Consider the following 22,253-nt stretch of genomic DNA (forward strand, 5'->3'; position numbering starts at 1 on the left):
TTTTCATAACATTGACTATTTCAAGTTTAATCCCTTCTTATATAACATTGGCTTTTTCTTTTTCGCCTTTTTCCCTGTTAATAAAGAACCTACTAGTAAAAAAGTCGGAATTGATGACAAACCTCCAATTAATAACCAATCTCTTACTTGTATCGGCATTGTGCTAAAAATCGGTTGTAACGGTGGATAATATATCACCACTAGCATGAGTAGTAATGAAATGATAACCGCTCCTACTAAATACACGTTCCCAAATGGATTACGATGAAAGACAGAATGCTCACTACGACAATCAAATACATGAATAAGCTGAGCAAGTACCAACGTCGCGAACGCTAAAGTTTGTGCATATTTCAGTTCATTTGGATGTTGGTTATACGCAATAATAAACGCTACTAACGTCACTGCCCCAATTAAAAAACCTCGACTTATTATTTTCCACGCAAGCCCTCTAGCGAACACCCCTTCTTTCGGGTGGCGCGGCGTTCTCTTCATCACATCTCCTTCAGCCTTATCCAAACCTAATGCCATCGCTGGTAAACCATCAGTAACTAAGTTCACCCATAAAATTTGAATAGGAACCATCGGCAGTGGTAATGCAAGTAACATCGCAAATAACATAACTAAAATTTCTCCAACATTTGATGCTAATAAATATCGGATGAACTTACGTATGTTCTCGTATATATTTCTTCCTTCTTTAATCGCTGACTTAATTGTAGCAAAATTATCGTCTAGTAAAACAAGTGAAGAGGCTTCTTTTGCAACATCTGTCCCTGTAATCCCCATCGCTATCCCAATATCCGCTGTTTTTATAGCTGGAGCATCGTTCACTCCATCACCTGTCATCGCTACTATATGCCCTTGATTTTGCAGTGCCTTAACAATTTTTAATTTATGTTCAGGTGATACACGAGCGAATACATACGTATCTTCTACAACATTTTCTAATTCCTCCACATCCATATTCGCGAGTTCTACTCCTTCAACAACGCGTCCATCTGGTGGCAAAACTCCTAATTGTTCAGCAATCGCCATTGCTGTCACTTTATGATCACCTGTAATCATTACTGTTCGAATACCAGCTTCTTTACACTCTTTTACCGCCTGCGCCACTTCTGGTCTTGGTGGGTCAATCATACCTTGTATCCCAACCAACATAAAACCTTTTTCAACGTCTCTTTCATGTTCAATAGAATCCGTTATTTTTAAAGGTTTAAACGCTACTGCAATTGTTCGAAGCGCTTGACTACCTAAGCTATGAATAGCCGCCTGTACTTCTTTTCTATATAGCTCACTTAACGGCTGTTGCTTATCCCCCCATAAAATCGTTTGACTCATTTGTAAAAGAACATCCGGTGCTCCCTTCGTAACAATAAACTTTTTCCCCTCTCGATCTCGTACAATAACACTCATCATTTTTCGAGTTGAATCAAATGGAAATTCACGAATAACTTCAAATTTCCCTTTCAATGCCTCACGTGTTATCCCAGCTTTCATTGCTGCAGCTACAAGCGCTCCCTCTGTTGGATCTCCATCTAATACATACGCCTTTTTCTTTTGAATAATATTCGCATTGTTACATAGTGAACCAAATGTAAGTAGCTGATAAAGTGCTTTTGTCTTAGCTGGATTCACTTCTTTTTCACCTTTCATAAAAGAGCCATTAGGTTCATATCCTTGCCCTGTCACTTTCCACAATTCTCCGCCTGACCACATATGTGTTACCATCATTTTGTTTTGCGTCATTGTTCCCGTTTTATCAGAACATATAACGGAAGCACAACCTAACGTTTCTACGGCTGGTAACTTTCGTACAATTGCTCTCTTCTTTATCATACGCTGTACACCAAGTGATAAAGCTACTGTAACAATTGCTGGCAATCCTTCTGGAATAGCCGCAACAGCTAGCGATACGCCAGCTAAAAACATATGATATACTTCATTCCCTTGATACACACCAGCCAATACAACGAGTGCTGTCAAAATAAGAGCCACAATAATTAATATTTTTCCGAGCTGTTCTAACCTTCTTTGCAGTGGTGTTTCCATTTGCTCTGCATTTTGCAACATATTTGCAATTTGCCCCATCGCTGTATTCATACCAGTTGCTACAACGACTCCTGTACCAGATCCTCGCGTAATCATTGTCCCCATAAAAGCCATATTTTTTTGATCACCAATTGCAACATCTTGCCCTTGCAATGCTTCGACCTTTTTTTGTACAGGTACGGACTCCCCTGTCAAAGCAGACTCTTCAATATATAAACTTGATGCTTCAACAAGACGCACATCAGCCCCAATACGATCACCACTGGAAAACTTAATAATATCACCTAAAACAAGTGCTTTAGATGGTGCTTTTACCCACTTTCCATTCCGCATTACAGTAACTTGCGGAGCGGCTAGTTCCTTTAAAGCTTCCAATGATTTTTCAGCTTTTCTTTCTTGAAAAAAGCCGAGAATACCATTGATAATAACAATGGCAACAATAGCAATAGAATCAATGTATTCACCTAAAAACGCAGAAACAATTGTTGCTCCAAACAAAACGAGTACCATGAAATCTTTAAACTGTGCTAAAAATACCATTAGTGCAGAAGGCCTTTTTGCTTCTTCTAATTCATTAGTACCAAATTTCTTTACTCGCCCTTCTGCTTCTTTCTCTGTAAGTCCAACCTTTACATTCGTATTCGTTCTTTCTTCCACTTCATGTGCCCGCATTCCATACCAGTTCATCCTGCCATCGACCTCCTGATTCCAGACATACTCTATTGAAAGCTTATTCAGCCTCGTCCAAAAAAATGCTATAATTAACTTTTAGTTAGAAAGGAGTGTTCATTTATGGCATTCGATGGATTATTTACAAGAGCAATTACACATGAAATTGCAAATTCTCTTTACACAGGAAGAATTTCCAAAATATATCAACCTTCAAAGTATGAGATTTTATTACATATTCGAGCAAACGGAAAGAACCAAAAACTAATTCTTTCGTCTCACCCTACATATGCGCGTCTGCACTTAACGAATCAAAACTACGATTCACCAGCAATACCGCCAATGTTTTGTATGCTTCTTCGTAAACATTTAGAAGGTGGGTTTATTGAAAAAATTGAACAAATTGACTTAGAACGTATTATTCAAATTACAGTTCGCAGTCGGAATGAAATTGGAGACGAATCATTAAAAACATTAGTAATCGAAATAATGGGCCGACATAGTAACATTATCTTAGTAGATACGAAAACAAACGTTATTTTAGATAGCTTAAAACACATATCTTTAGCGGTAAACCGCCATCGTACTGTATACGCTGGAGCTGAATATATTGCACCACCAGCACAACATAAAATTAACCCACTTCAGATTGAAACAAATGATGAATTTATTAGACCACTAGACTTTCTATCTGGAAACATGGATAAACAGCTTGTCGGCACCTTTACGGGAATATCCCCGTTATTCGCAAAAGAAGTAGTAAAAAAAGCTGGTATGGTAAATGAAAAAGCATTAGCGGATGCATTTTTCTCCATACAAAAACCATTATTAACTCATACATATTCACCAGCAATGACTACTTCAAATGGGAAAGAATTCTTTTATCTTTTTCCTCTTGCACACTTGCAAGGAGAAGATAAGACGTTCTCATCTGTTAGTGAATTGCTAGATCGTTTCTTTTTCGGAAAAGCAGAGCGCGATCGTGTAAAACAACAAGCTCATGATTTAGAACGCTTTATGCAAAATGAAAAAAATAAAAACGAGAAAAAACTCATTAAACTCGAAAAAACACTGCAAGATGCTGGAAAAGCAGATAAATATCAACTATTTGGAGAGCTACTTACAGCTAATATGTACGCTGTGAAAAAAGGGGATAAAGATATTGAAGTCGTTAACTATTACGACGAAAATGGCGGAACTGTAAAGATTACATTAGATCCATTAAAAACACCATCTGACAATGCACAACGCTATTTCCAAAAGTATCAAAAAGCAAAAAATTCAGTTGTTGTTGTAGAAGAACAAATCGAAAAAACAAATGAAGAAATTCTTTATTTTGATAGCTTACTTCAACAAATGGAAGCTGCTTCTTCAAAAGATATTGAAGAAATTCGTGAGGAATTAGCTGAAGAAGGTTATGTGCGCAATCGTAAAACGAAAAACGCAAAGAAAAAGCCTACTAAACCAGTATTAGATAAATATTTAGCAAGTGATGGCACAGAGATTTTCGTTGGTAAAAACAATAAACAAAATGATTATTTAACAACGAAGTTTGCCCGCCGTGATGAAATTTGGTTACATACGAAAGACATACCTGGCTCTCACGTTGTCATTCGTTCTTTAGAGCCTGCTGAAGAAACTTTACTAGAAGCCGCCAAAATTGCTGCCTATTACAGTAAAGCGAAAGAGTCTAGCTCTGTACCTGTTGATTTCACGAAAATACGCCATGTCAAAAAACCGAGTGGTGCAAAACTTGGTTTTGTTACGTACGACAATCAGCAAACCGTATATGTAACACCAGATGCTGATATTGTAATGAAATTAAAAGCGTAAATACAAAAATGCGTTGCTTATAAGCAACGCATTTTTTATATTCGTTCACACTAGTTCATATACCCATTTACTAATTCATAACATCTTGCTTTTGTCATCTTGTATTTCTCTTCTGAAGCTTCTATACGCCTCATCGTTCCGTTATTTGTATCAGTACCAATTGCTTTAACTTTACTTTCTTTTTCTTTAACCCACGCAATTTGTTTCGTTTTTAACGACTGGAACGCATCAGGTGACATCGTACTTTTTAATGTACTGTAAATTTCATTTAGTTTATTATCCCACAGTTCATAATTTCCTTCTATTTCATTTACTATATCATTGGTTGACATAGCATTCGTATGTTTTTCTTGTTTATCTATAGCAGCTAATTCACTTAAAACATTTGCTCTATCTATCTTTGAAGAAGATTCTTTTTGTGATTGTTTCTCTTCTTTTGAGCCTGTATACGCACTCGAATCCTTTCTCTGTACTTGTTCTGTTTCTTGAATATTTCTTTCTTTCGTTACCTTTTCATACCTATTTTTATCTACATTGTATGAAATAAGAGATGTTTTCGCATTTACAGTAATTAATCCGTTACTATCTTTGAATATGTATTTCTTATCGCCACTATTTTCTTCACTTACAAATGACACATTCTTATCGTCTGGCATTTTTAAAATTCTATTCGCTTCTTCTTTTGTAAGTTTTAAATCTTCAGGAAAAACGAATGACCATTTATCCATTAACCATTCCCCTTCTTTATACATCAAATGAAATTCCCAATCTTGGGCCGCATGACCTATTTCATCTTCTAAACTTAATGTATGTACCGTTAAATTTTCTTTATCTTGTGAAGAAGAAAATCTTATTTCAGTTTGAAAATAATTCGGGAATGGTAACATATCAGTCTCTCTCGATCTATTAAAGTTAGCAAGCAATTCAGGAAGCTGATTCTCTACAAACTTTTCTGAAACTAATCCCTTAACTCCTTTTTTAGCTGTCTCTAAATCCCCAGGATTATTTCGGCTCCATCCATTTGCTTTTTCCATCTCACTAAACGCATTTGCTATTCCATCTACACTCTTTCTTACAATCTTTTTCGCTTCTTTTTCTGTCACTTCTGGCGCTTCATCAAGCTGTTCAATCGTTTCATTTACTTGAACTTTGTGTTCACTTGTTTCACACCCCGTTATAACAAGCATACTAGCGGCCAAACAAAATGACATTACTTTACTTAATTTCTTCATACACTCACATTCCTTAACCCAATTTTTTTCGTTACATCTCTTTACCTATAAAAAACGTAACAATCCCTTATTATACCAATTAACTTAATTTGTTTATATAAAAAACATAATATTTAAATTAAAAAGGTTTTCGTTTGCGAGTTTATATTATTGTTCAGTCACATAAAAACTTACTGTAAAAATTTTATATATATTTATTTTACATTCGTCTAGTTTTTTTGACACACAGCTACCCTCTTCTCTTTTATTCTAAATAAATATACTGGCACAATTCTTGCTTTATTAATGTAAAAAGGAGGAATTAAAATGAATGTAAGAATAACTAACATCCAAAAACAACTACATAATTACGGAATCGACGGGTTACTTATTACAAAAAAAGAAAACCGTCAATACGCAACAAACTTTACAGGTAGCGCAGGCGTTGTCTTAATCGCTGCGCATAAAGCTATTTTCATTACTGATTTCCGTTACGTAGATCAAGCAAAAACGGAAATAAAAGCAGCAGAAATTATTATGCATAAAGGAAATTTAGAAGAAGAAGTTGCAAATCAAGTATCAAAATTAAACATTCAAAAACTTGGTATAGAAGACAATAATATGACTTTGCAACAATTTAAGAAACTACAAAAATATATACATACAGAAATGGTTCCAGTGTGTGAGATCATTGAAGATATTCGACTTATTAAAGACACATCTGAAATAGAAACAATGAAAATCGCAGCTACGATCGCTGACGAAGCATTTCACCATATTGTTACATTTCTAAAGCCTGGAATAAGCGAGACTGACGTTCGAGATGAGTTAGAATTTTTCATGCGAAAAAAAGGGGCTACATCTTCTTCATTCCAAATCATTGTAGCCTCAGGCGTTCGTTCTTCACTTCCCCATGGAGTTGCATCAAATAAAATAATCGAACGAGGCGATATCGTTACATTAGACTTCGGTGCACTTTACGACGGATATTGTTCCGATATAACACGTACCGTAGCAATCGGGGAACCATCGGAAAAATTCCAAAAAATATATAATGTTGTACGTGAAGCGTTAAAGCGTGGAACTGAAGCAATTAAGCCTGGAGAAACTGCGAAAAGTATCGATGATATAACGAGAGATTACATTACAGAACATGGATACGGTCAATACTTTGGCCACTCTACCGGGCACGGTCTTGGGTTAGAAATACATGAACCACTTCGCCTATCCCAAGAAAGCAAGGCAACTTTACAAGAAGGTATGGTTGTTACAGTTGAGCCGGGCATTTACATACCGAACTGGGGCGGTTGTAGAATCGAAGATGATATTGTCATCACCAAAGATGGTTATGACGTTATTACAAAATCAAATAGAGAACTAATTATAATCCCTTGTTAATATTATGAAGGTTTAACAAAACTTTTTCTTTGCACATAGAATTCCTTCTCTGGAGTATTCATTTAAAGAGGGGGAATTTTAATTGAATTTTGTAATTGATAAATTGGAGGGTTTACATGTAGAATTTTCAAAGCTTGTTTCCATGATGAATTACGCTCGCTATACAACAATGCAAGCAGTGGAAAGTTTAACAATTGAAGAACTTGATTATTTATATGATAAGGAAGCAAATTCAATTGGCATGTTATTGTATCATATGGCTGCTATTGAATTTTACTACCAGATTCATACTTTTGAAGACCGTGAACCAACGGAGGCTGAATTAGAACGCTGGTTACCTGGCATTGAATTAGGCGATCTTGGGCGTGAGAAAATAAAAGGAAACGCTATAGAATTTTACATAAATACATTACAAGAAGTACGTTCCAAAACAATCGAGACTTTTCAATCGTTATCTGATGAATGGTTATTTAAAACGACAGACTTTTGGTATGACAAACCAGCAAATAACTAATTTAAGTGGTTTCACGTTTTTGAAGATGAAATCAATCATCGTGGACAAATTCGTTTAATTAAAAAGATGCAAAAAGCTCATGCAGTAAAATGAGGAAATGCCACCGAATAAGGTGGCATTTTCTTTTATTCATTAACGAATAGCTTTTCGTTTACTATTTTAGTGACTACCACTACCAACATTAAAATGCATATTAAATATAGCATTTTCGCAATAAACAACCACCCTTGAAACATTACAATTCCATCTATTATCTCATTTCCTTTCCATAACAAAAACGGAATTGTGCTGATTATAATGACAAATTCGATGCTGAAAACAATTTTCTTTTTGGGGCTATATGATTTCCATTCATTCCAGCGATACATAGGAGCAAAAATCAATACTCCTATACATAATATAACTGGTACCCATTCACTGTTAAGAAATTGTCCTGAAATAACTGATAATAGTAAACAAACTAGCACACCATAATATCCTATTTTTTCTCTCATTCGTACTCCCCCATTCTACTTCTCCTTTAATATGTAACTTGCTATACTTATAACAATTCTTAGAAAAATAACAACTATAATTACAAGATAAAGACCGTTTGCAGAAGACATCCATTCTTGAAAAATAGATATTTTCTCCATTTGTTTCTGACCCTCTATTAAAATAACCCCTGCGAACAATGAGCAAACAACGATGATACCTATCATAATTCCAATGCTTTTCTTATTATGTTGTTTCATGTCATCCCATCGGTATAACAGTATAAAAACAAACCCAAAAGGAGGGATGATACTTATCCATTCATTGTTTGTAAATAGATTTAAAATGATTAATAGACTACAAGAAATAATAAATCCCCAAAAACCAATTTTTTGCACATACGCCCTCCTCTAATTCCATTTTTAGGATTAATTGTATTTTATCATCCATTTTTCATTCTTACCATTACAGTACATGAAATTTCACTTTTTTCTGTTTCTTATACTCACATACTTTCCCTACTTTCATACAATAAACTACACGATTGCCTAAGGATGTGAATGTTATGGGAGTTGAATTAACTCTGTTGCACGCTCTCTATATTCTTTGTTTACTCACTATTATTACCTTTTTTATTCTCCGGAAAGATACGACGATTATTTGTATCGTTTTCATCTTTTTATTAGCATTAACCGCTACAAGCTCTATCCCTCTTGCCGTTAGCGGGATCTTTCAAAGCTTCATTTACGCTATCACTGAACTATTACCAACTATATTAATCATTTCCATTATCGTATCGATGAGTAACCTACTCGTTCATACCGGCATAAATGATACGATGATTTCACCATTTACAAAGATGATCCGTACCCCTACCCTCGCCTACTGGATTATTGGCCTTTTGATGATGACAATTTCTTTCTTCTTTTGGCCTTCTCCCGCTGTCGCCTTAATGGGAGCTATTTTATTACCGGTTGCTGTACGCGTCGGTCTCCCCCCAATTGGAGTAGCAATTGCTATGAACTTATTCGGTCATGGGATTGCTTTATCCGGCGACTTCGTTATACAAGGCGCACCAAAATTAACCGCAGACGCTGCTGGTCTCCCTGTTTCCAGCGTCGTATCTGCAAGTGTTCCACTCGTTATCGTTATGGGCGTTGTGACAACTTCCGTCGCTTTTTTCTTCTTACGAAAAGAGTTTCATACAGGCTTAGCTATACAAGAATCTATTCTATCAACTGAGTCTTCTAAAACGCTCACTTCATTATCTCCTCGCACAAAGAAATGGCTCGCTATTTGTATCCCTATCGTATATATCATTGATATCCTTTGCATGATTCAATTTCAACTACAAGGAAGCGACGCAACTGCACTTATCGGCGGAACAACTGTTATTATGATTATCATCATTTCTCTCATCGCCTACAAAGGTAATGGACTGAATAAAACGACCGATTATTTCATAGAAGGGCTCCAATTTGGCTTTAAAATTTTCGGACCAGTTATTCCAATTGCTGCACTTTTTTATTTAGGAGATAGCGGCTTTGCGAAAATTATCGGGGACTATTTACCGAAAGGTTCACACGGAATCATTAACGACTTAGGAATCGCCTTATCTCAAACTGTTCCTTTAAATCAATATGTATCGGCAGGGACATTAACTATCGTTGGTGTCATTACCGGCTTAGATGGATCAGGATTTTCCGGCATTTCACTTGCTGGTTCAATTGCAAATCTTTTCGGAACAGCACTTGGTCACGGAACAGCTACATTAACAGCACTCGGGCAAATTGCAGCAATCTGGACCGGGGGCGGGACGTTAATTCCTTGGGCACTTATTCCTGCTGCTGCGATTTGTAAAGTCGATCCATTTGAACTTGCACGCCGAAACTTTTTACCGGTTGCTATCGGTTTAATTGTCACCACGATCGGTGCGATGTTTATCCTATAACGTAAGCAAGTGTTCTCTTGCTTACGTTTTTTGCTTGTAAAATTCATCATGAATTATCAGTTTTCAAGAGGGATTCGTTATTACTTAGCGAAATTATATTAGGAGATTAATTATTTCAAAACGTTTACGAGAAACAGATTACTGCAATTAGAAAAGGGGACATACCTATGAATGAATTGATTTTCGTCTTATTAATTTGTCCATTATTTATCTTTATCGTATCTGTTATTGGAACACGCAAAACGAAAACGTATTACGTAATGCCGATTGTAACGTTTGCTAGTTTTTTAATAATAGGTGTTATCGCCTTTACTCCAAAATTTTTCTTTTGGGTTGGCATGTATAGCATCTTCTCATTTATTGTTTCTTATATGACGCTATTGTTTGTGAAAGGATATGAGGTTGCTGAAAACGCTAAATAGTTGTTAGCAAGGAGACAGGAATATGATTTTCTTTGATATTGATGGAACTTTACTTGATTATGAGGCTGCTGAAAGAAATGGTATTATAGATTTTTTTCAAATATATAATACTATTTTTTCAGGCAATGAATTAGAGGCAACGAAAGTCTGGCATGAATTATCAAAAGAATATTTCAAAAAATTTTTATCCAGGGAATTATCTTTTCAAGAACAACAAGTAATGCGAATGTATCATTTATTTAAAACATATGGAGTAAACCTATCACCCAAAGAATCTCAGCACAGATTCAAACAATATATGGAACTATATAAGAACAACTGGACCGCGTTTGAAGATGTACACTATACATTACAGACCTTGCAGCAAGGCGGTCACTCATTAGGTATCATTAGTAATGGTGACTATAAACAACAAGTCGAAAAATTAACTGCCCTAAACATTTTAAAACATTTCAAATATATATTTACTTCTAGTGAACTTGGTATATCGAAACCAGATCCTGAAATTTTTCACAGAGCCGTATTACAATTGAATCTTGAAATGAAAGATTGCTATTATATTGGCGATTGATTAGAGACTGATGCGATTAGTAGTACAGCAGCTGGGATGCAAGGGATATGGTTAAATCGAGATAACTCACAACTCAAGTACGATATTCCTACTATCTGTTCTTTACATGAAGTTTTAACAATAATATAAAAAACGACCGCGTTCCCCCGCGGTCGTTTTTTTCATGTTACGCTGTGATCCAAGCTTCGTTAGCTGGATTTTTACGCCACTCTTGTAATTTTTTCGTTTCAGCTTGTCCGATCATACCTTTTTCTGCTGCAACTTCAGTTAATGCACTGTAATCACTTAAAGAATATGATGCTACGTTAGCTGCTTCTAGCTTTTCTTTTCCTGCTTCTAGCTCGTATGTGAAGATTGATACGATTCCTAATACTTCACAGCCAGCTTCGCGAAGTGCTTCTACACATGTAATTGCACTCCCGCCAGTTGAAATTAAGTCTTCTACTACTACAACTTTTTGACCTTTTTCAGCTTTTCCTTCGATCTGGTTCCCTTTACCGTGTCCTTTTGCTTTACTACGTACGTAGCACATTGGTAAATCCATACGATCGCTTACCCATGCAGCGTGCGCAATACCAGCAGTTGCTGTTCCTGCAATAACTTCTACAGTTGGGAAGTGCTCTTTAATTAACTCTTCTAATCCAGCTGCAATCGCTTGACGTACTTTTGGATAAGATAAAGTTAAACGGTTATCACAATAAATTGGTGATTTCATACCTGAAGACCATGTGAATGGATCATTCGGTTGTAAAAATACTGCTCCAATTTCTAATAAATGCGATGCGATTTCTTTTTTCATACTGTTACACCTTCCCACTGTTGTTTTACTGTTTTATACGCTTCAAGCGGATTTTCTGCTTTTGTAATACTACGTCCAACTACGATGTAGCTTGAGCCAAGTTCCCTCGCACGTTTCGGTGTTGCTACGCGCACCTGGTCATTTACATCATCGCTTGCAAGACGAATCCCCGGTGTTACTGTTACAAATTCATTTCCGCATACTTCACGTAATTTTGGAACTTCAAGCGTTGAGCAAACAACGCCATCAAGTCCACTTTCTTTCGTTAGTTTTGCATAATGAGCAACCGCTTCTTCTAACGTCTTCTCAATGCCGATCTCTTTTTTCATCATAGCTTCCGAAGTGCTTGTTAGTTGTGTAACTGCAATACAAATCGGTCTCTCTTTTCCTTCTTGCTTACCTTCCTCTAATCCCTCAATCGCAGCTTTCATCATGCTGCTTCCCCCAGCAGCATGAACATTTACCATATCAACATCTAGACTAGCTAGGCTATGCATAGCGCTTTTTACTGTATTCGGAATATCATGAAGTTTTAAATCTAGAAAAATCTTATGTCCTTTTTCTTTTAAGTACGTAATAATTGCAGGGCCTTCTTTGTAAAATAACTCCATACCAACTTTGACAAATAACTCTTCCCCTTCAAAGTGGCGCAAGAATTGTTCTACATCTTGTTTCCCTGGAAAATCTAGTGCAACGATTAACGACTGTGACATTTTTGCTTCCAGCTCCTTCCTTGACATTCCGAAATGTGATCAAATCCTAATTCATCTAGTAATGCTGGTAACTCTTCAATAATTGTCGGACATACGAACGGATCGATAAAGTTCGCTGTACCTACTGCAACTGCGCTTGCGCCAGCGTAGAAGAATTCAATTACATCTTCCGCTGTTTCAATACCACCCATTCCGATAATTGGAATGTTAACCGCTTGGCTTACTTCATGTACCATACGAATTGCTACTGGCTTAATCGCAGGACCTGATAATCCACCTGTACGGTTTGCTAAAATTGGTTTAGCTGTTTTTAAATCTAGACGCATACCAAGCAATGTATTAATCATCGTTAAACCATCTGCACCTGCATTTTCAATCGCTTTTGCAATTTCCACTATGTTTGCCACGTTCGGTGACAACTTCACGTATACAGGTACTTCAGAAACCTCTTTTACTCGCTTCGTTAAATCAGCAGCAATTTCAGGATTTGTACCAAAGGCGATACCACCTGTTTTTACGTTCGGACAAGAAATATTTAATTCTAGTGCATGGACATTAGGCGCTTTAGAAATTTCCTTTGCAACCGCTACGTAATCCTCAGCTTGTGAGCCTGCAACGTTCGCAATGATTGGAAGGTCAAATTGTTCTAACCATGGTAATTCAGAATTCATTACTTTTTCTAACCCTGGGTTTTGAAGTCCGATTGCATTTAACATGCCGCCTGGTGTTTCAGCAACACGAGGCGTTGGATTTCCATAACGTGGTTGTTCTGTCGTCGCTTTAATCATGATTGATCCTAGTACACTTAAATCGTAAAACTGTGCATATTCACGACCAAATCCAAAGCATCCAGATGCCGGTATAATTGGATTTTTTAATGATAATCCTGGTAATTCAACTTGCAATCTGTTCATAGTACAACCTCCCCGATTGGAAATACTGGTCCGTCGCTACACACCTTCTTGTAAGAATGTCCACTTGGATCTTCTTGTAAATGGCATACACATGCGAAACAAGCTCCAATACCGCAGCCCATACGCTCTTCTAATGAAATATAGGCTTTTTTCTCTTTGTAACGTCCTTCTAATGCACGAAGCATCGCTAACGGACCACATGAATAAAGAATGTCAAAGTCAATTCCGTAATTATCAATTACATCTGTGACAAATCCTTTTGTACCGTGTGTACCGTCTACTGTCGCAACGTACGTATCACCAAGTTCTGCAAATTTTTCTTCATAGAAAACTACATCTTTCGTTTGAAAACCTAAGATGTGAATTACACGTACACCTTTTGCAACGAGGCGCTGTGATAGTTCATAAAGTGGTGGTACACCAATTCCCCCGCCTACTAATAAAGCTGTTTGACCAGCTTCTGCTTCTTCTACAGGAAAACCGTGTCCTAATGGTCCTAGTACATCTACCATTTCACCTTGTTTTCTAGTTGCTAATGTTTTTGTCCCTTGTCCTTCGGCACGATATAGCATTGTAAATTCGTTCTTCTCTTGATCTACATTACAAATACTAATTGGGCGGCGCAGAAGGGGCGCAATGCCCTCTGCTACCTTAATGTGTACAAACTGCCCTGGTTCGTTCATTTGCTGTACTAACGTTCCTTGAAGCACTAATTCGTAAATGTTTTTTGCGATTTCTTTTTGGTTAACGACGATCATATTTTGCTTTTGCATCATGCATGTACCACCTCGTGACGCTTTGTTTGCGTAATTTCTTTCATTGAATGAGCTGAGAATGTCATAGATTCTAATACTCGTAAGATTGCTCTCGTTGTATCAAGTGATGTTAAGCAAGCCACACCATTTTCTACTGATTCACGGCGAATGCGGAAACCATCACGCGCTGGTTGTTTGCCTTTTGTTAATGTATTGATTACAAACTGTGCTTTTCCTTGACGGATAATATCAAGTAAGTTATAGTCTTCAGAATCAATTTTGTTTACCACTTGCACTGGAATATTTTGCTCTGCTAACGATTGTGCTGTTCCAGCTGTTGCTAATAAGTTATAACCAATTTCGTGGAAACGTTTTGCAATTTCCATTGCCTCTTCTTTATCTTTATCCGCTACAGTAATGATTACTGATCCGTGCGTTGGGATGTTAATTCCAGAAGCAACTAATCCTTTATATAATGCTTTTTCAAGCGTTAAGTCTTTACCCATTACTTCCCCTGTTGACTTCATTTCAGGTCCTAATGTTGTATCAACTGAGCGTAGTTTCGCGAACGAGAATACCGGTGCTTTTACATATACTTCTTTCTCTTCTGGGTGATAGCCAGTTCCGTATCCTTGCTCTACTAGGTCTTGACCTAAAATAACTTTCGTTGCAACATTCGCCATCGGTACGCCCGTAATTTTACTTAAGAACGGTACTGTACGACTCGCACGTGGGTTTACTTCAATTACGTACACTTGATCTTTGAATACTACAAACTGGATATTTAGTAATCCAACAATGTTTAAACCTTTTCCAAGTGCAATTGTATGTTCAATGATTTGTTCTTTTAGTTTTTCAGATAAGCTTTGTGGTGGGTATACTCCAATTGAGTCACCAGAGTGAACTCCAGCGCGTTCAATATGTTCCATAATACCTGGAATGAATACATTCTCACCGTCTGAAATTGCATCTACTTCAATTTCTTTACCTACCATGTAACGGTCGATTAATACAGGATGCTCTGCATGAACTTTAACTGCATTTTTCATGTAGTGCAGTAGTTCTTCTTGACGATATACGATTTCCATCGCACGTCCACCTAGTACGTAAGATGGTCTTACTAATACTGGGTAACCAATTTCTTCAGCAATTGCTACCGCTTGTTCTACAGTTGTTGCTGTTTTACCAACTGGTTGCGGGATACCTAATTGTGTTAATGCAGCTTCGAATTTATCTCGATCTTCTGCACGGTCTAAATCTTCAAGTGATGTTCCTAGAATTTTCACACCGTGTTCTTCTAATTTCGCCGCTAAGTTAATTGCCGTTTGTCCACCGAACTGAACGATAACACCTTCTGGCTTTTCTAAATCAATGATGTGCATTACATCTTCGATTGTTAATGGTTCAAAGTATAATTTGTCAGAAATACTGAAGTCTGTTGAAACTGTTTCTGGATTGTTATTAACAATGATTGCCTCATATCCAGCTTCTTTAATCGCCCATACAGAGTGAACTGTTGCATAGTCAAACTCAACACCTTGACCGATACGGATTGGTCCAGACCCTAGTACAACCACACTCTTACGATCTGTTATAACCGATTCATTCTCGTCACCATATGTGCTGTAGTAGTAAGGTGTTGCAGATTCAAACTCTGCCGCACAAGTATCTACCATTTTATAAACAGGAGTCATATTGTTTTCTTTACGCATATCGTAAATTTCACGCTCTGTTTTGTTCCAAGCAGCTGCAATGTAGTGATCACTGAAGCCCATTTCTTTCGCAGCTTGTAGTACTTCCATATTTCCTACATTCGCTTTTACTTCGCGTTCCATGTTTACGATGTTTTCAACTTTTTGTAAGAAGAAGAAGTCCATTTCACACCATTCGTTAATTTCTTCTTTCGTTACACCTTGACGAATTGCTTCTGCTACAATAAACAGTCGCTCGTCATCTGCTTTAATGATGCGTTTTTTCATTGTTTCTTTATCAAGTTCTTTTAAATGGTCTAATTCTAAGTGATAAACACCAAGTTCTAAAGAACGAACTGCCTTTAATAACGATTGTTCTAAGTTACGTCCGATTGACATAACCTCACCAGTTGCCTTCATCTGTGTTCCAAGCGTTCTGTTCGCTGATTCAAACTTATCAAATGGCCAACGTGGAATTTTTGAAACGACATAGTCTAATGCTGGCTCGAAGCAAGCGTATGTTTTTTGCGTTACTGGGTTTATAATTTCATCTAATGTTAAGCCAACTGCAATTTTCGCTGCTAATTTTGCAATTGGATAGCCAGTTGCTTTAGATGCTAGTGCAGATGAACGACTTACACGTGGGTTCACTTCGATTACATAGTATTGGAAGCTATGTGGATCTAGTGCAAGCTGAACGTTACATCCACCTTCAATTCCTAGTGCACGAATAATTCGTAATGAAGTGTTACGTAACATTTGGTATTCACGGTCACTTAATGTTTGGCTCGGTGCTACAACGATTGAATCACCTGTGTGAACCCCAACTGGATCGATATTTTCCATATTACATACTACAATCGCGTTATCATTCGAATCACGCATTACTTCATATTCAATTTCCTTACAACCGGCAATGCTCTTTTCTAATAAACATTGTGTTACTGGACTATGTTTCAATCCGCCTGATACGATTTCAATTAGTTCTTCTTCATTACTACAGATTCCACCACCTGTTCCTCCCATTGTAAATGCTGGGCGAACAATAACTGGATAACCAATTTCTTTTACAAATTCATGTGCTTCTTCCAGCGTATGAATAATCGTGCTAGATGGAATTGGTTCATTTAAATCCTGCATTAATGTACGGAATAAATCACGATCCTCCGCTTGCTCGATTGCTGATAATTTTGTTCCTAAAATTTCAACTCCACACTCTTCAAGTATGCCTGATTTCGCAAGTTCAACAGCCATATTTAAGCCTGTTTGACCACCTAATGTTGGTAAGATTGCATCTGGACGTTCTTTACGAATAATGCGGCTTACGAATTCTAATGTTAATGGCTCGATATATACTTTATCTGCTGTTGCAGTATCTGTCATAATTGTTGCTGGGTTAGAGTTAACAAGGATTACTTTGTAACCTTCTTCTCTAAGAGATTGACAAGCTTGTGTACCAGAGTAATCAAACTCTGCTGCTTGCCCAATTACAATTGGTCCTGATCCGATTACTAAAATTGTGTTAATGTCTAGGCGTTTTGGCATAACTCTTCCCCTTCTTTCTTGAAGTTTTCGATCATTGCTAAGAAATCTTCGAATAAATCATTTGCATCTTCTGGTCCTGCAGAAGCTTCTGGATGGTATTGTACTGTAAATGCTGGGAACTTCGTATGACAAAGACCTTCTACTGTTCCATCGTTTAAAGCAACATGTGTAATTTCAAGGTCTGTATTTTCAACTGATTCTTCTTCTACTGCGTAACCATGGTTTTGAGATGTAATTGCTACTTTTCCAGTTGCAAGATTTTTTACTGGATGATTTAAACCACGGTGACCAAATTTCAACTTACTTGTATTTGCACCTGATGCTAGAGCGAATAACTGATGTCCTAGGCAAATTCCGAATAAAGGAACTTTACCGATAATGTCTTTTAACATTTCAATTGCTTCTGGTACATCTTTCGGGTCTCCAGGTCCATTACTTAACATAATTCCATCTGGACTAAGGCGTAAAATCTCTTCTGCTGTTGTGTTGTAAGGAACTACAATTACATCACAGTCACGCTTATTTAATTCTCGTAAAATACCATGTTTCATACCGAAGTCTACTAGTACAACTCGGTGGCCACGACCTGGGCTTGGGTATGGATCTTTCGTTGATACGCGTTTTACATGATCTGTAAATACTGTCGCTTTTAATTGGCTCACAATGTACTCTACATCTGCATCCATGTTACAAAGGCGTCCGCGTAATGTACCGTATTGACGAATTTTTCTCGTTAATTTTCTCGTATCAATTCCTGCTAATCCTGGGATGTTTCTTTCTTTTAAGTAATCATTTAACGAAATTTCATTACGGAAATTTGATGGGTGATCACAAATTTCGTTTACGATTAAACCATTTACAGATGGGTGAATCGATTCAAAATCGTCACGGTTAATGCCGTAGTTTCCGATTAATGGGTACGTGAATGTTACGATTTGACCGCAATATGATGGATCAGATAATGTTTCTTGATATCCAGTCATTCCTGTTGTAAATACAACCTCACCTGACTTTTCGATTTCGCCTCCGAAACCTGTTCCAATTAATACTGTTCCATCTTCTAAGATAAGTTGTCTTTTCATACTAATGCACTCTCCTTTTGCCATGCGATCTTACCACCAACGATTGTCATTACCGGCCATCCTTGGCATTTCCAACCTGCGAATGGTGTATTTTTTCCTTTTGATAAGAATGTTGTTGGATCAATCTCTTCTTCTTGTTCTAAATCAATGATTGTAATATCAGCTGCTCTACCTTCTTTTAGGCGACCTGCTTCTAAGCCGAATGTATCAGCTGGCTTTTCTGTTAAGAATTGAATTAACTGTTCTAGCGTAATAACTCCCTTTTTCACAAGGTTTGTGTATAGAAGCGGGAATGCTGTTTCAAAACCAGTAATTCCGAATGGTGCTCTTTCAATTCCTTGTGCTTTCTCTTCCGCTGTATGCGGTGCATGGTCAGTTGCAATCATATCGATTGTTCCATCTAATAAACCTTCAATTAATGCTGCATGGTCTTCTTTCCCACGAAGCGGTGGGTTCATTTTAAAATTAGGATCAGCTGATGGGATATCATCTTCACATAATACTAAGTGATGCGGTGTTACTTCTGCTGTTACTTTAATTCCAGCGCGTTTCGCATCACGGATTACACGTACAGAACCTTTCGTACTTACGTGACATACGTGATAGTGACAATCTGCTGCTTCAGCAAGCAATATATCCCTTGCAATATGTACAGATTCACATACTGATGGGATACCGTTTAATCCGTGTTTCTCAGAAAACTTCCCTTCATGTACACAACCTTTATTAATAAGCGTATTCTCTTCACAGTGCGCAACTACTGCCATATTTAATTTTGCTGCACGTTTCATAGCCGCTAACATCATGCTCGCATCTTGTACGCCTACGCCGTCATCTGTGAAAGCAAATGCTCCAAGTTCTTTTAATGTTTCGAAATCTGTCATTTCAGAACCAGCTTGACGTACTGTAATTGCTCCGTATGGTAGTACGTTAACATGAGCTTTTTCTTTAATACGTTTTTGCAAGTCTTCCATATGTTCCCTGCAATCTGGTACTGGGCGTGTATTTGGCATTGCGCAAATTGTAGTGAATCCACCTTTTGCCGCTGCTAGTGTACCTGTTTCAATTGTTTCTTTATGTTCACCACCTGGCTCACGAAGATGTACGTGTACATCTACTAATCCAGGTGCGATTAACTTTCCGTTCACATCGATTACTTCAGCATTATCTGCCGTAATATTTTCTGCTACCTTAGCGATTTTACCGTCTTGTACGAGAAGATCTGTTGCTACGATTTTTCCTTCTTCATTCATATAACGACCATTTTTAAACAAATAATTCATGTTTCATTCCTCCTAATACATTTGGTAAGGCGCGTTTTAGTACAGCCATTCTTACGTAAACTCCATTTTCCATTTGTTTAAATATGCGTGAACGCTCACACTCAACAAGTTCACTTGCAATTTCAACATCACGGTTTACTGGAGCTGGATGCATAATAATACTTCCTTCTTTCATACGTTTTTCTCTTTCCACTGTTAATCCATGTTTCTCATGATACTCTTTCATAATGTCTGTTTCATAATGATCATGACGTTCATGTTGTACACGCAGTAACATCATTACATCCACTTCTGGAACAAGTTCATCTAATGGTTTGTATGTTCCAAATGTGTTGTCTTCATCTTTCCACTCTTCTGGACTTGCAAAGTAAATTGTTGCACCAAGCTTCGTTAATGCTTCTGCATTAGAACGTGCTACTCGGCTATGACGAACATCTCCTACTATTGCAATCTTCAAACCTTCAAATCTTCCAAACTCTTGTTGAATTGTAAGAAGGTCGAGTAGGCACTGCGTTGGGTGGTTTCCACATCCATCTCCAGCATTTAAGATCGGGATATTCACCTGATCTTTTAGTTCATCGAAGTAGCGATCTTGCTCATGGCGGATGACCACTGCTTTTGTTCCGATTGATTCCAGTGTTCTTATCGTGTCGTATAAAGTTTCTCCTTTTTGTACGCTAGATGCATCAGCTGAAAAGTTTAAAACATCTAGTCCTAATCTCTTCTCAGCAACTTCAAAGCTAAATCTCGTTCTCGTACTATTCTCAAAGAACAAGTTTGCAACAAAAGTTTGCTCTGTCGTTTTGCTCTCTTTTCCATTCGCAAAATCTTCTGCGTCTTTTAGGATTTCTGAAATTTCTACTTCCGATAATTCACTCATCGTTAACAAATGGCTCATCGTCATCCCTCATCTTTCTGATTTTTATGTTACCACTTTTGCATATTTATAACAACATTTGTATAAAAATACCCTAGTCATGTAAGACTAGGGTGCAAGGAAGAAGCCACCCTTTTCTGTCTCACAGGACTGAATTAAAAGGTTATTATTATGAAGCAATCTGCTTAGGTTGTTTTATTTGTTTCGTTTCCGGTAGTAGTAGATTTAACAGTACACCTACAATTGCTGCTAGTGCCATTCCTTCTACTTGGAACGATTCCCCTACGTGAAGTACCGCTCCACCAATACCGATTACTAGTATTACTGATGCAATCATTAAGTTTCGTTTGTCACTTAAATCTGTTTTATCATCTACCATCATGCGTAATCCGCTTGATGCAATTACACCGAATAGTAAGATTGATACACCACCCATAACTGGTGTTGGGATCGAATGTATCAGTGCAGAAACCTTACCGATAAATCCGAACATGATTGCGAACACTGCTGAACCGATGAATAAGTATACACTGTATGCTCTCGTAATTGCTAGCACACCGATGTTTTCACCATACGTTGTATTCGGTGGTCCACCGATAAGTGATGCGATTAATGTTGCTACTCCATCACCGAAGATTGAACGGTGTAAACCTGGTTTTTCAATTAAATCTCTTTTAATAACATTTCCTAGTACAATTTGATGTCCGATATGTTCTGATATTGTTACTAGTGCAACTGGTACCATCAAGAGTACAATCTTCCATGAAAACTCTGGTGTGTATGTTACAAATGGTACTGTGAAATCTGGTACAACAAACCATTTCGCCTCAGCTACCGGCTTTAAGTCGACTAGCCCTTGGAAGTAAGCGAAGATATATCCGCCGATAATGCCAAGTAACACTGGTATGATACTGAAAAATCCTCTTCCGAATATCGAGCAGATAATTGTAATTGCTAATGTTACTAATGCTACTGAAAAGTGTGTAAAGCTATATTTGCCATCCGCACCGTTCATCGCCATGTTAACTGCTGTATGTGCTAAAGCTAGACCGATTACCATTACTACTGGACCAACTACGATTGGTGGTAGTAATTTCATAATCCACTCTGATCCTGATTTCTTAATTCCGAGTGAGATTAAGATGTACACAAGCCCTGCTAGCAAACCGCCAAGCATTGCTGCTCCCGGTCCACCTGCCGTTTTCGCTGTTATAATCGGTGCGATAAAGGCGAATGATGATCCTAGATAGGCAGGTACTTGACCTTTCGTTATAAGAAGAAACGCTAGCGTTCCTAATCCACTTGATATTAATGCTACTGATGGATTCAATCCTGTTAAAAACGGAACAAGCACTGTTGATCCAAACATCGCGAACAAATGTTGTATACTTAAAAATAACCATTTTCCCGGTTTCGGTACTTCATTAACGTCTAACACTGGCTTTTGTTCCATTGTTACATCCTCCTTCAGTTTAAATCTTTGCAATAAAAAAACTCTT

The 22,253-nt window shown here is 37.4% G+C and carries 17 protein-coding genes and 2 pseudogenes; 6 read left to right on the plus strand and 13 right to left on the minus strand.

Translation table 11 applies throughout. The annotated features are described in order from the left end of the window. Nucleotides 1-15 precede the first annotated feature (15 nt). Complete coding sequence (locus RT27_RS19040; RefSeq protein ID WP_043937039.1) at nucleotides 16-2,739, minus strand: calcium-translocating P-type ATPase, SERCA-type; 2,724 nt, start codon at nucleotides 2,737-2,739, stop codon at nucleotides 16-18. 105 nt (nucleotides 2,740-2,844) lie between these two features. On the opposite strand from RT27_RS19040, the gene RT27_RS19045 reads away from it, so the two are divergent. Next, nucleotides 2,845-4,554, plus strand: coding sequence for an NFACT RNA binding domain-containing protein (locus RT27_RS19045; protein ID WP_043937041.1), 1,710 nt, complete (start codon nucleotides 2,845-2,847; stop codon nucleotides 4,552-4,554). Between the two features lie 50 nt (nucleotides 4,555-4,604). Here RT27_RS19045 and RT27_RS19050 read toward each other — a convergent pair whose 3' ends face one another. Then, a complete protein-coding gene (locus tag RT27_RS19050; RefSeq protein WP_043937043.1) occupies nucleotides 4,605-5,786 on the minus strand; it encodes a lysozyme inhibitor LprI family protein in 1,182 nt (393 codons plus the stop codon). 306 nt (nucleotides 5,787-6,092) lie between these two features. Here RT27_RS19050 and RT27_RS19055 point away from each other — a divergent pair, with 306 nt between their 5' ends. After that, nucleotides 6,093-7,163 carry a Xaa-Pro peptidase family protein gene (locus tag RT27_RS19055; protein WP_016080506.1) on the plus strand — a complete coding sequence of 357 codons (1,071 nt, stop codon included), beginning with the start codon at nucleotides 6,093-6,095 and terminating at the stop codon, nucleotides 7,161-7,163. A gap of 82 nt (nucleotides 7,164-7,245) precedes the next feature. Beyond that, a pseudogene (locus RT27_RS19060) lies at nucleotides 7,246-7,770 on the plus strand (DUF664 domain-containing protein). 32 nt (nucleotides 7,771-7,802) lie between these two features. Here RT27_RS19060 and RT27_RS19065 read toward each other — a convergent pair. Further along, nucleotides 7,803-8,171 (minus strand): YoqO family protein, encoded by a 369-nt coding sequence (locus RT27_RS19065; RefSeq protein ID WP_043937045.1) that lies wholly within the window; start codon nucleotides 8,169-8,171, stop codon nucleotides 7,803-7,805. Nucleotides 8,172-8,186: 15 nt separating this feature from the next. Continuing rightward, nucleotides 8,187-8,549: a YoqO family protein gene (locus RT27_RS19070; RefSeq protein WP_016080503.1), complete on the minus strand. Its 363-nt coding sequence runs from the start codon at nucleotides 8,547-8,549 to the stop codon at nucleotides 8,187-8,189. Nucleotides 8,550-8,716: 167 nt separating this feature from the next. Between RT27_RS19070 and RT27_RS19075 the strand changes: the two genes are divergently transcribed. The 3 genes and pseudogenes from RT27_RS19075 (at nucleotide 8,717) to RT27_RS19085 (ending at nucleotide 11,224) form a co-directional block, all read left to right on the plus strand. Continuing rightward, on the plus strand, nucleotides 8,717-10,102 hold the full coding sequence (locus RT27_RS19075) for a membrane protein (RefSeq protein WP_043937047.1): 1,386 nt from the start codon (nucleotides 8,717-8,719) through the stop codon (nucleotides 10,100-10,102). Nucleotides 10,103-10,269: 167 nt separating this feature from the next. Continuing rightward, nucleotides 10,270-10,524: a YbeF family protein gene (locus RT27_RS19080; protein ID WP_001003915.1), complete on the plus strand. Its 255-nt coding sequence runs from the start codon at nucleotides 10,270-10,272 to the stop codon at nucleotides 10,522-10,524. 22 nt (nucleotides 10,525-10,546) lie between these two features. Further along, nucleotides 10,547-11,224 (plus strand): annotated as a pseudogene (locus RT27_RS19085) (HAD family hydrolase). A gap of 37 nt (nucleotides 11,225-11,261) precedes the next feature. On the opposite strand, the gene pyrE reads toward RT27_RS19085, so the two are convergent. From pyrE to uraA, 9 genes are all read right to left on the minus strand, one after another. Continuing rightward, nucleotides 11,262-11,894, minus strand: a complete 633-nt coding sequence (gene pyrE / locus RT27_RS19090; RefSeq protein ID WP_000711449.1) for an orotate phosphoribosyltransferase — start codon at nucleotides 11,892-11,894, stop codon at nucleotides 11,262-11,264. Continuing rightward, complete coding sequence (gene pyrF, locus RT27_RS19095) at nucleotides 11,891-12,607, minus strand: orotidine-5'-phosphate decarboxylase (protein WP_029443128.1); 717 nt, start codon at nucleotides 12,605-12,607, stop codon at nucleotides 11,891-11,893. The genes pyrE and pyrF overlap by 4 nt, the downstream gene beginning before the upstream one ends. Next, complete coding sequence (gene pyrD, locus RT27_RS19100; protein ID WP_043937050.1) at nucleotides 12,592-13,521, minus strand: dihydroorotate oxidase B catalytic subunit; 930 nt, start codon at nucleotides 13,519-13,521, stop codon at nucleotides 12,592-12,594. The genes pyrF and pyrD overlap by 16 nt, the downstream gene beginning before the upstream one ends. Then, complete coding sequence (gene pyrK, locus RT27_RS19105) at nucleotides 13,518-14,297, minus strand: dihydroorotate oxidase B electron transfer subunit (protein WP_000983359.1); 780 nt, start codon at nucleotides 14,295-14,297, stop codon at nucleotides 13,518-13,520. Before pyrK ends, pyrD begins: the two co-directional genes overlap by 4 nt. Further along, a complete protein-coding gene (carB, locus tag RT27_RS19110) occupies nucleotides 14,294-17,512 on the minus strand; it encodes a carbamoyl-phosphate synthase large subunit (RefSeq protein ID WP_029443130.1) in 3,219 nt (1,072 codons plus the stop codon). Before carB ends, pyrK begins: the two co-directional genes overlap by 4 nt. Continuing rightward, a complete protein-coding gene (locus tag RT27_RS19115; RefSeq protein WP_016080488.1) occupies nucleotides 17,497-18,594 on the minus strand; it encodes a carbamoyl phosphate synthase small subunit in 1,098 nt (365 codons plus the stop codon). Before RT27_RS19115 ends, carB begins: the two co-directional genes overlap by 16 nt. Next, nucleotides 18,591-19,877 carry a dihydroorotase gene (gene pyrC / locus RT27_RS19120; protein ID WP_016080487.1) on the minus strand — a complete coding sequence of 429 codons (1,287 nt, stop codon included), beginning with the start codon at nucleotides 19,875-19,877 and terminating at the stop codon, nucleotides 18,591-18,593. The genes RT27_RS19115 and pyrC overlap by 4 nt, the downstream gene beginning before the upstream one ends. After that, on the minus strand, nucleotides 19,861-20,775 hold the full coding sequence (gene pyrB, locus RT27_RS19125) for an aspartate carbamoyltransferase (RefSeq protein ID WP_029443131.1): 915 nt from the start codon (nucleotides 20,773-20,775) through the stop codon (nucleotides 19,861-19,863). Before pyrB ends, pyrC begins: the two co-directional genes overlap by 17 nt. A 148-nt stretch (nucleotides 20,776-20,923) precedes the next feature. Next, nucleotides 20,924-22,207, minus strand: coding sequence for a uracil permease (gene uraA / locus RT27_RS19130; protein ID WP_029443132.1), 1,284 nt, complete (start codon nucleotides 22,205-22,207; stop codon nucleotides 20,924-20,926). Nucleotides 22,208-22,253: the final 46 nt, after the last annotated feature.

The organism is Bacillus sp. L_1B0_5 (assembly GCF_000836715.1).
Taxonomy (GTDB): Bacteria; Bacillota; Bacilli; order Bacillales; family Bacillaceae_G; genus Bacillus_A; species Bacillus_A thuringiensis_S.

What these genes read in the sequence shown, in the direction of transcription:
- RT27_RS19115 (WP_016080488.1), bottom strand. Translation starts at nt 18,594, where the DNA reads ATGAAAAGACAACTTATCTTAGAAGATGGAACAGTATTAATTGGAACA.
- RT27_RS19065 (WP_043937045.1), bottom strand. Translation starts at nt 8,171, where the DNA reads ATGAGAGAAAAAATAGGATATTATGGTGTGCTAGTTTGTTTACTATTA.
- RT27_RS19050 (WP_043937043.1), bottom strand. Translation starts at nt 5,786, where the DNA reads ATGAAGAAATTAAGTAAAGTAATGTCATTTTGTTTGGCCGCTAGTATG.
- RT27_RS19055 (WP_016080506.1), top strand. Translation starts at nt 6,093, where the DNA reads ATGAATGTAAGAATAACTAACATCCAAAAACAACTACATAATTACGGA.
- uraA (WP_029443132.1), bottom strand. Translation starts at nt 22,207, where the DNA reads ATGGAACAAAAGCCAGTGTTAGACGTTAATGAAGTACCGAAACCGGGA.
- pyrD (WP_043937050.1), bottom strand. Translation starts at nt 13,521, where the DNA reads ATGAACAGATTGCAAGTTGAATTACCAGGATTATCATTAAAAAATCCA.
- RT27_RS19040 (WP_043937039.1), bottom strand. Translation starts at nt 2,739, where the DNA reads ATGAACTGGTATGGAATGCGGGCACATGAAGTGGAAGAAAGAACGAAT.
- RT27_RS19045 (WP_043937041.1), top strand. Translation starts at nt 2,845, where the DNA reads ATGGCATTCGATGGATTATTTACAAGAGCAATTACACATGAAATTGCA.
- pyrC (WP_016080487.1), bottom strand. Translation starts at nt 19,877, where the DNA reads ATGAATTATTTGTTTAAAAATGGTCGTTATATGAATGAAGAAGGAAAA.
- pyrE (WP_000711449.1), bottom strand. Translation starts at nt 11,894, where the DNA reads ATGAAAAAAGAAATCGCATCGCATTTATTAGAAATTGGAGCAGTATTT.
- carB (WP_029443130.1), bottom strand. Translation starts at nt 17,512, where the DNA reads ATGCCAAAACGCCTAGACATTAACACAATTTTAGTAATCGGATCAGGA.
- pyrK (WP_000983359.1), bottom strand. Translation starts at nt 14,297, where the DNA reads ATGATGCAAAAGCAAAATATGATCGTCGTTAACCAAAAAGAAATCGCA.
- pyrF (WP_029443128.1), bottom strand. Translation starts at nt 12,607, where the DNA reads ATGTCACAGTCGTTAATCGTTGCACTAGATTTTCCAGGGAAACAAGAT.
- RT27_RS19080 (WP_001003915.1), top strand. Translation starts at nt 10,270, where the DNA reads ATGAATGAATTGATTTTCGTCTTATTAATTTGTCCATTATTTATCTTT.
- RT27_RS19075 (WP_043937047.1), top strand. Translation starts at nt 8,717, where the DNA reads ATGGGAGTTGAATTAACTCTGTTGCACGCTCTCTATATTCTTTGTTTA.
- pyrB (WP_029443131.1), bottom strand. Translation starts at nt 20,775, where the DNA reads ATGAGCCATTTGTTAACGATGAGTGAATTATCGGAAGTAGAAATTTCA.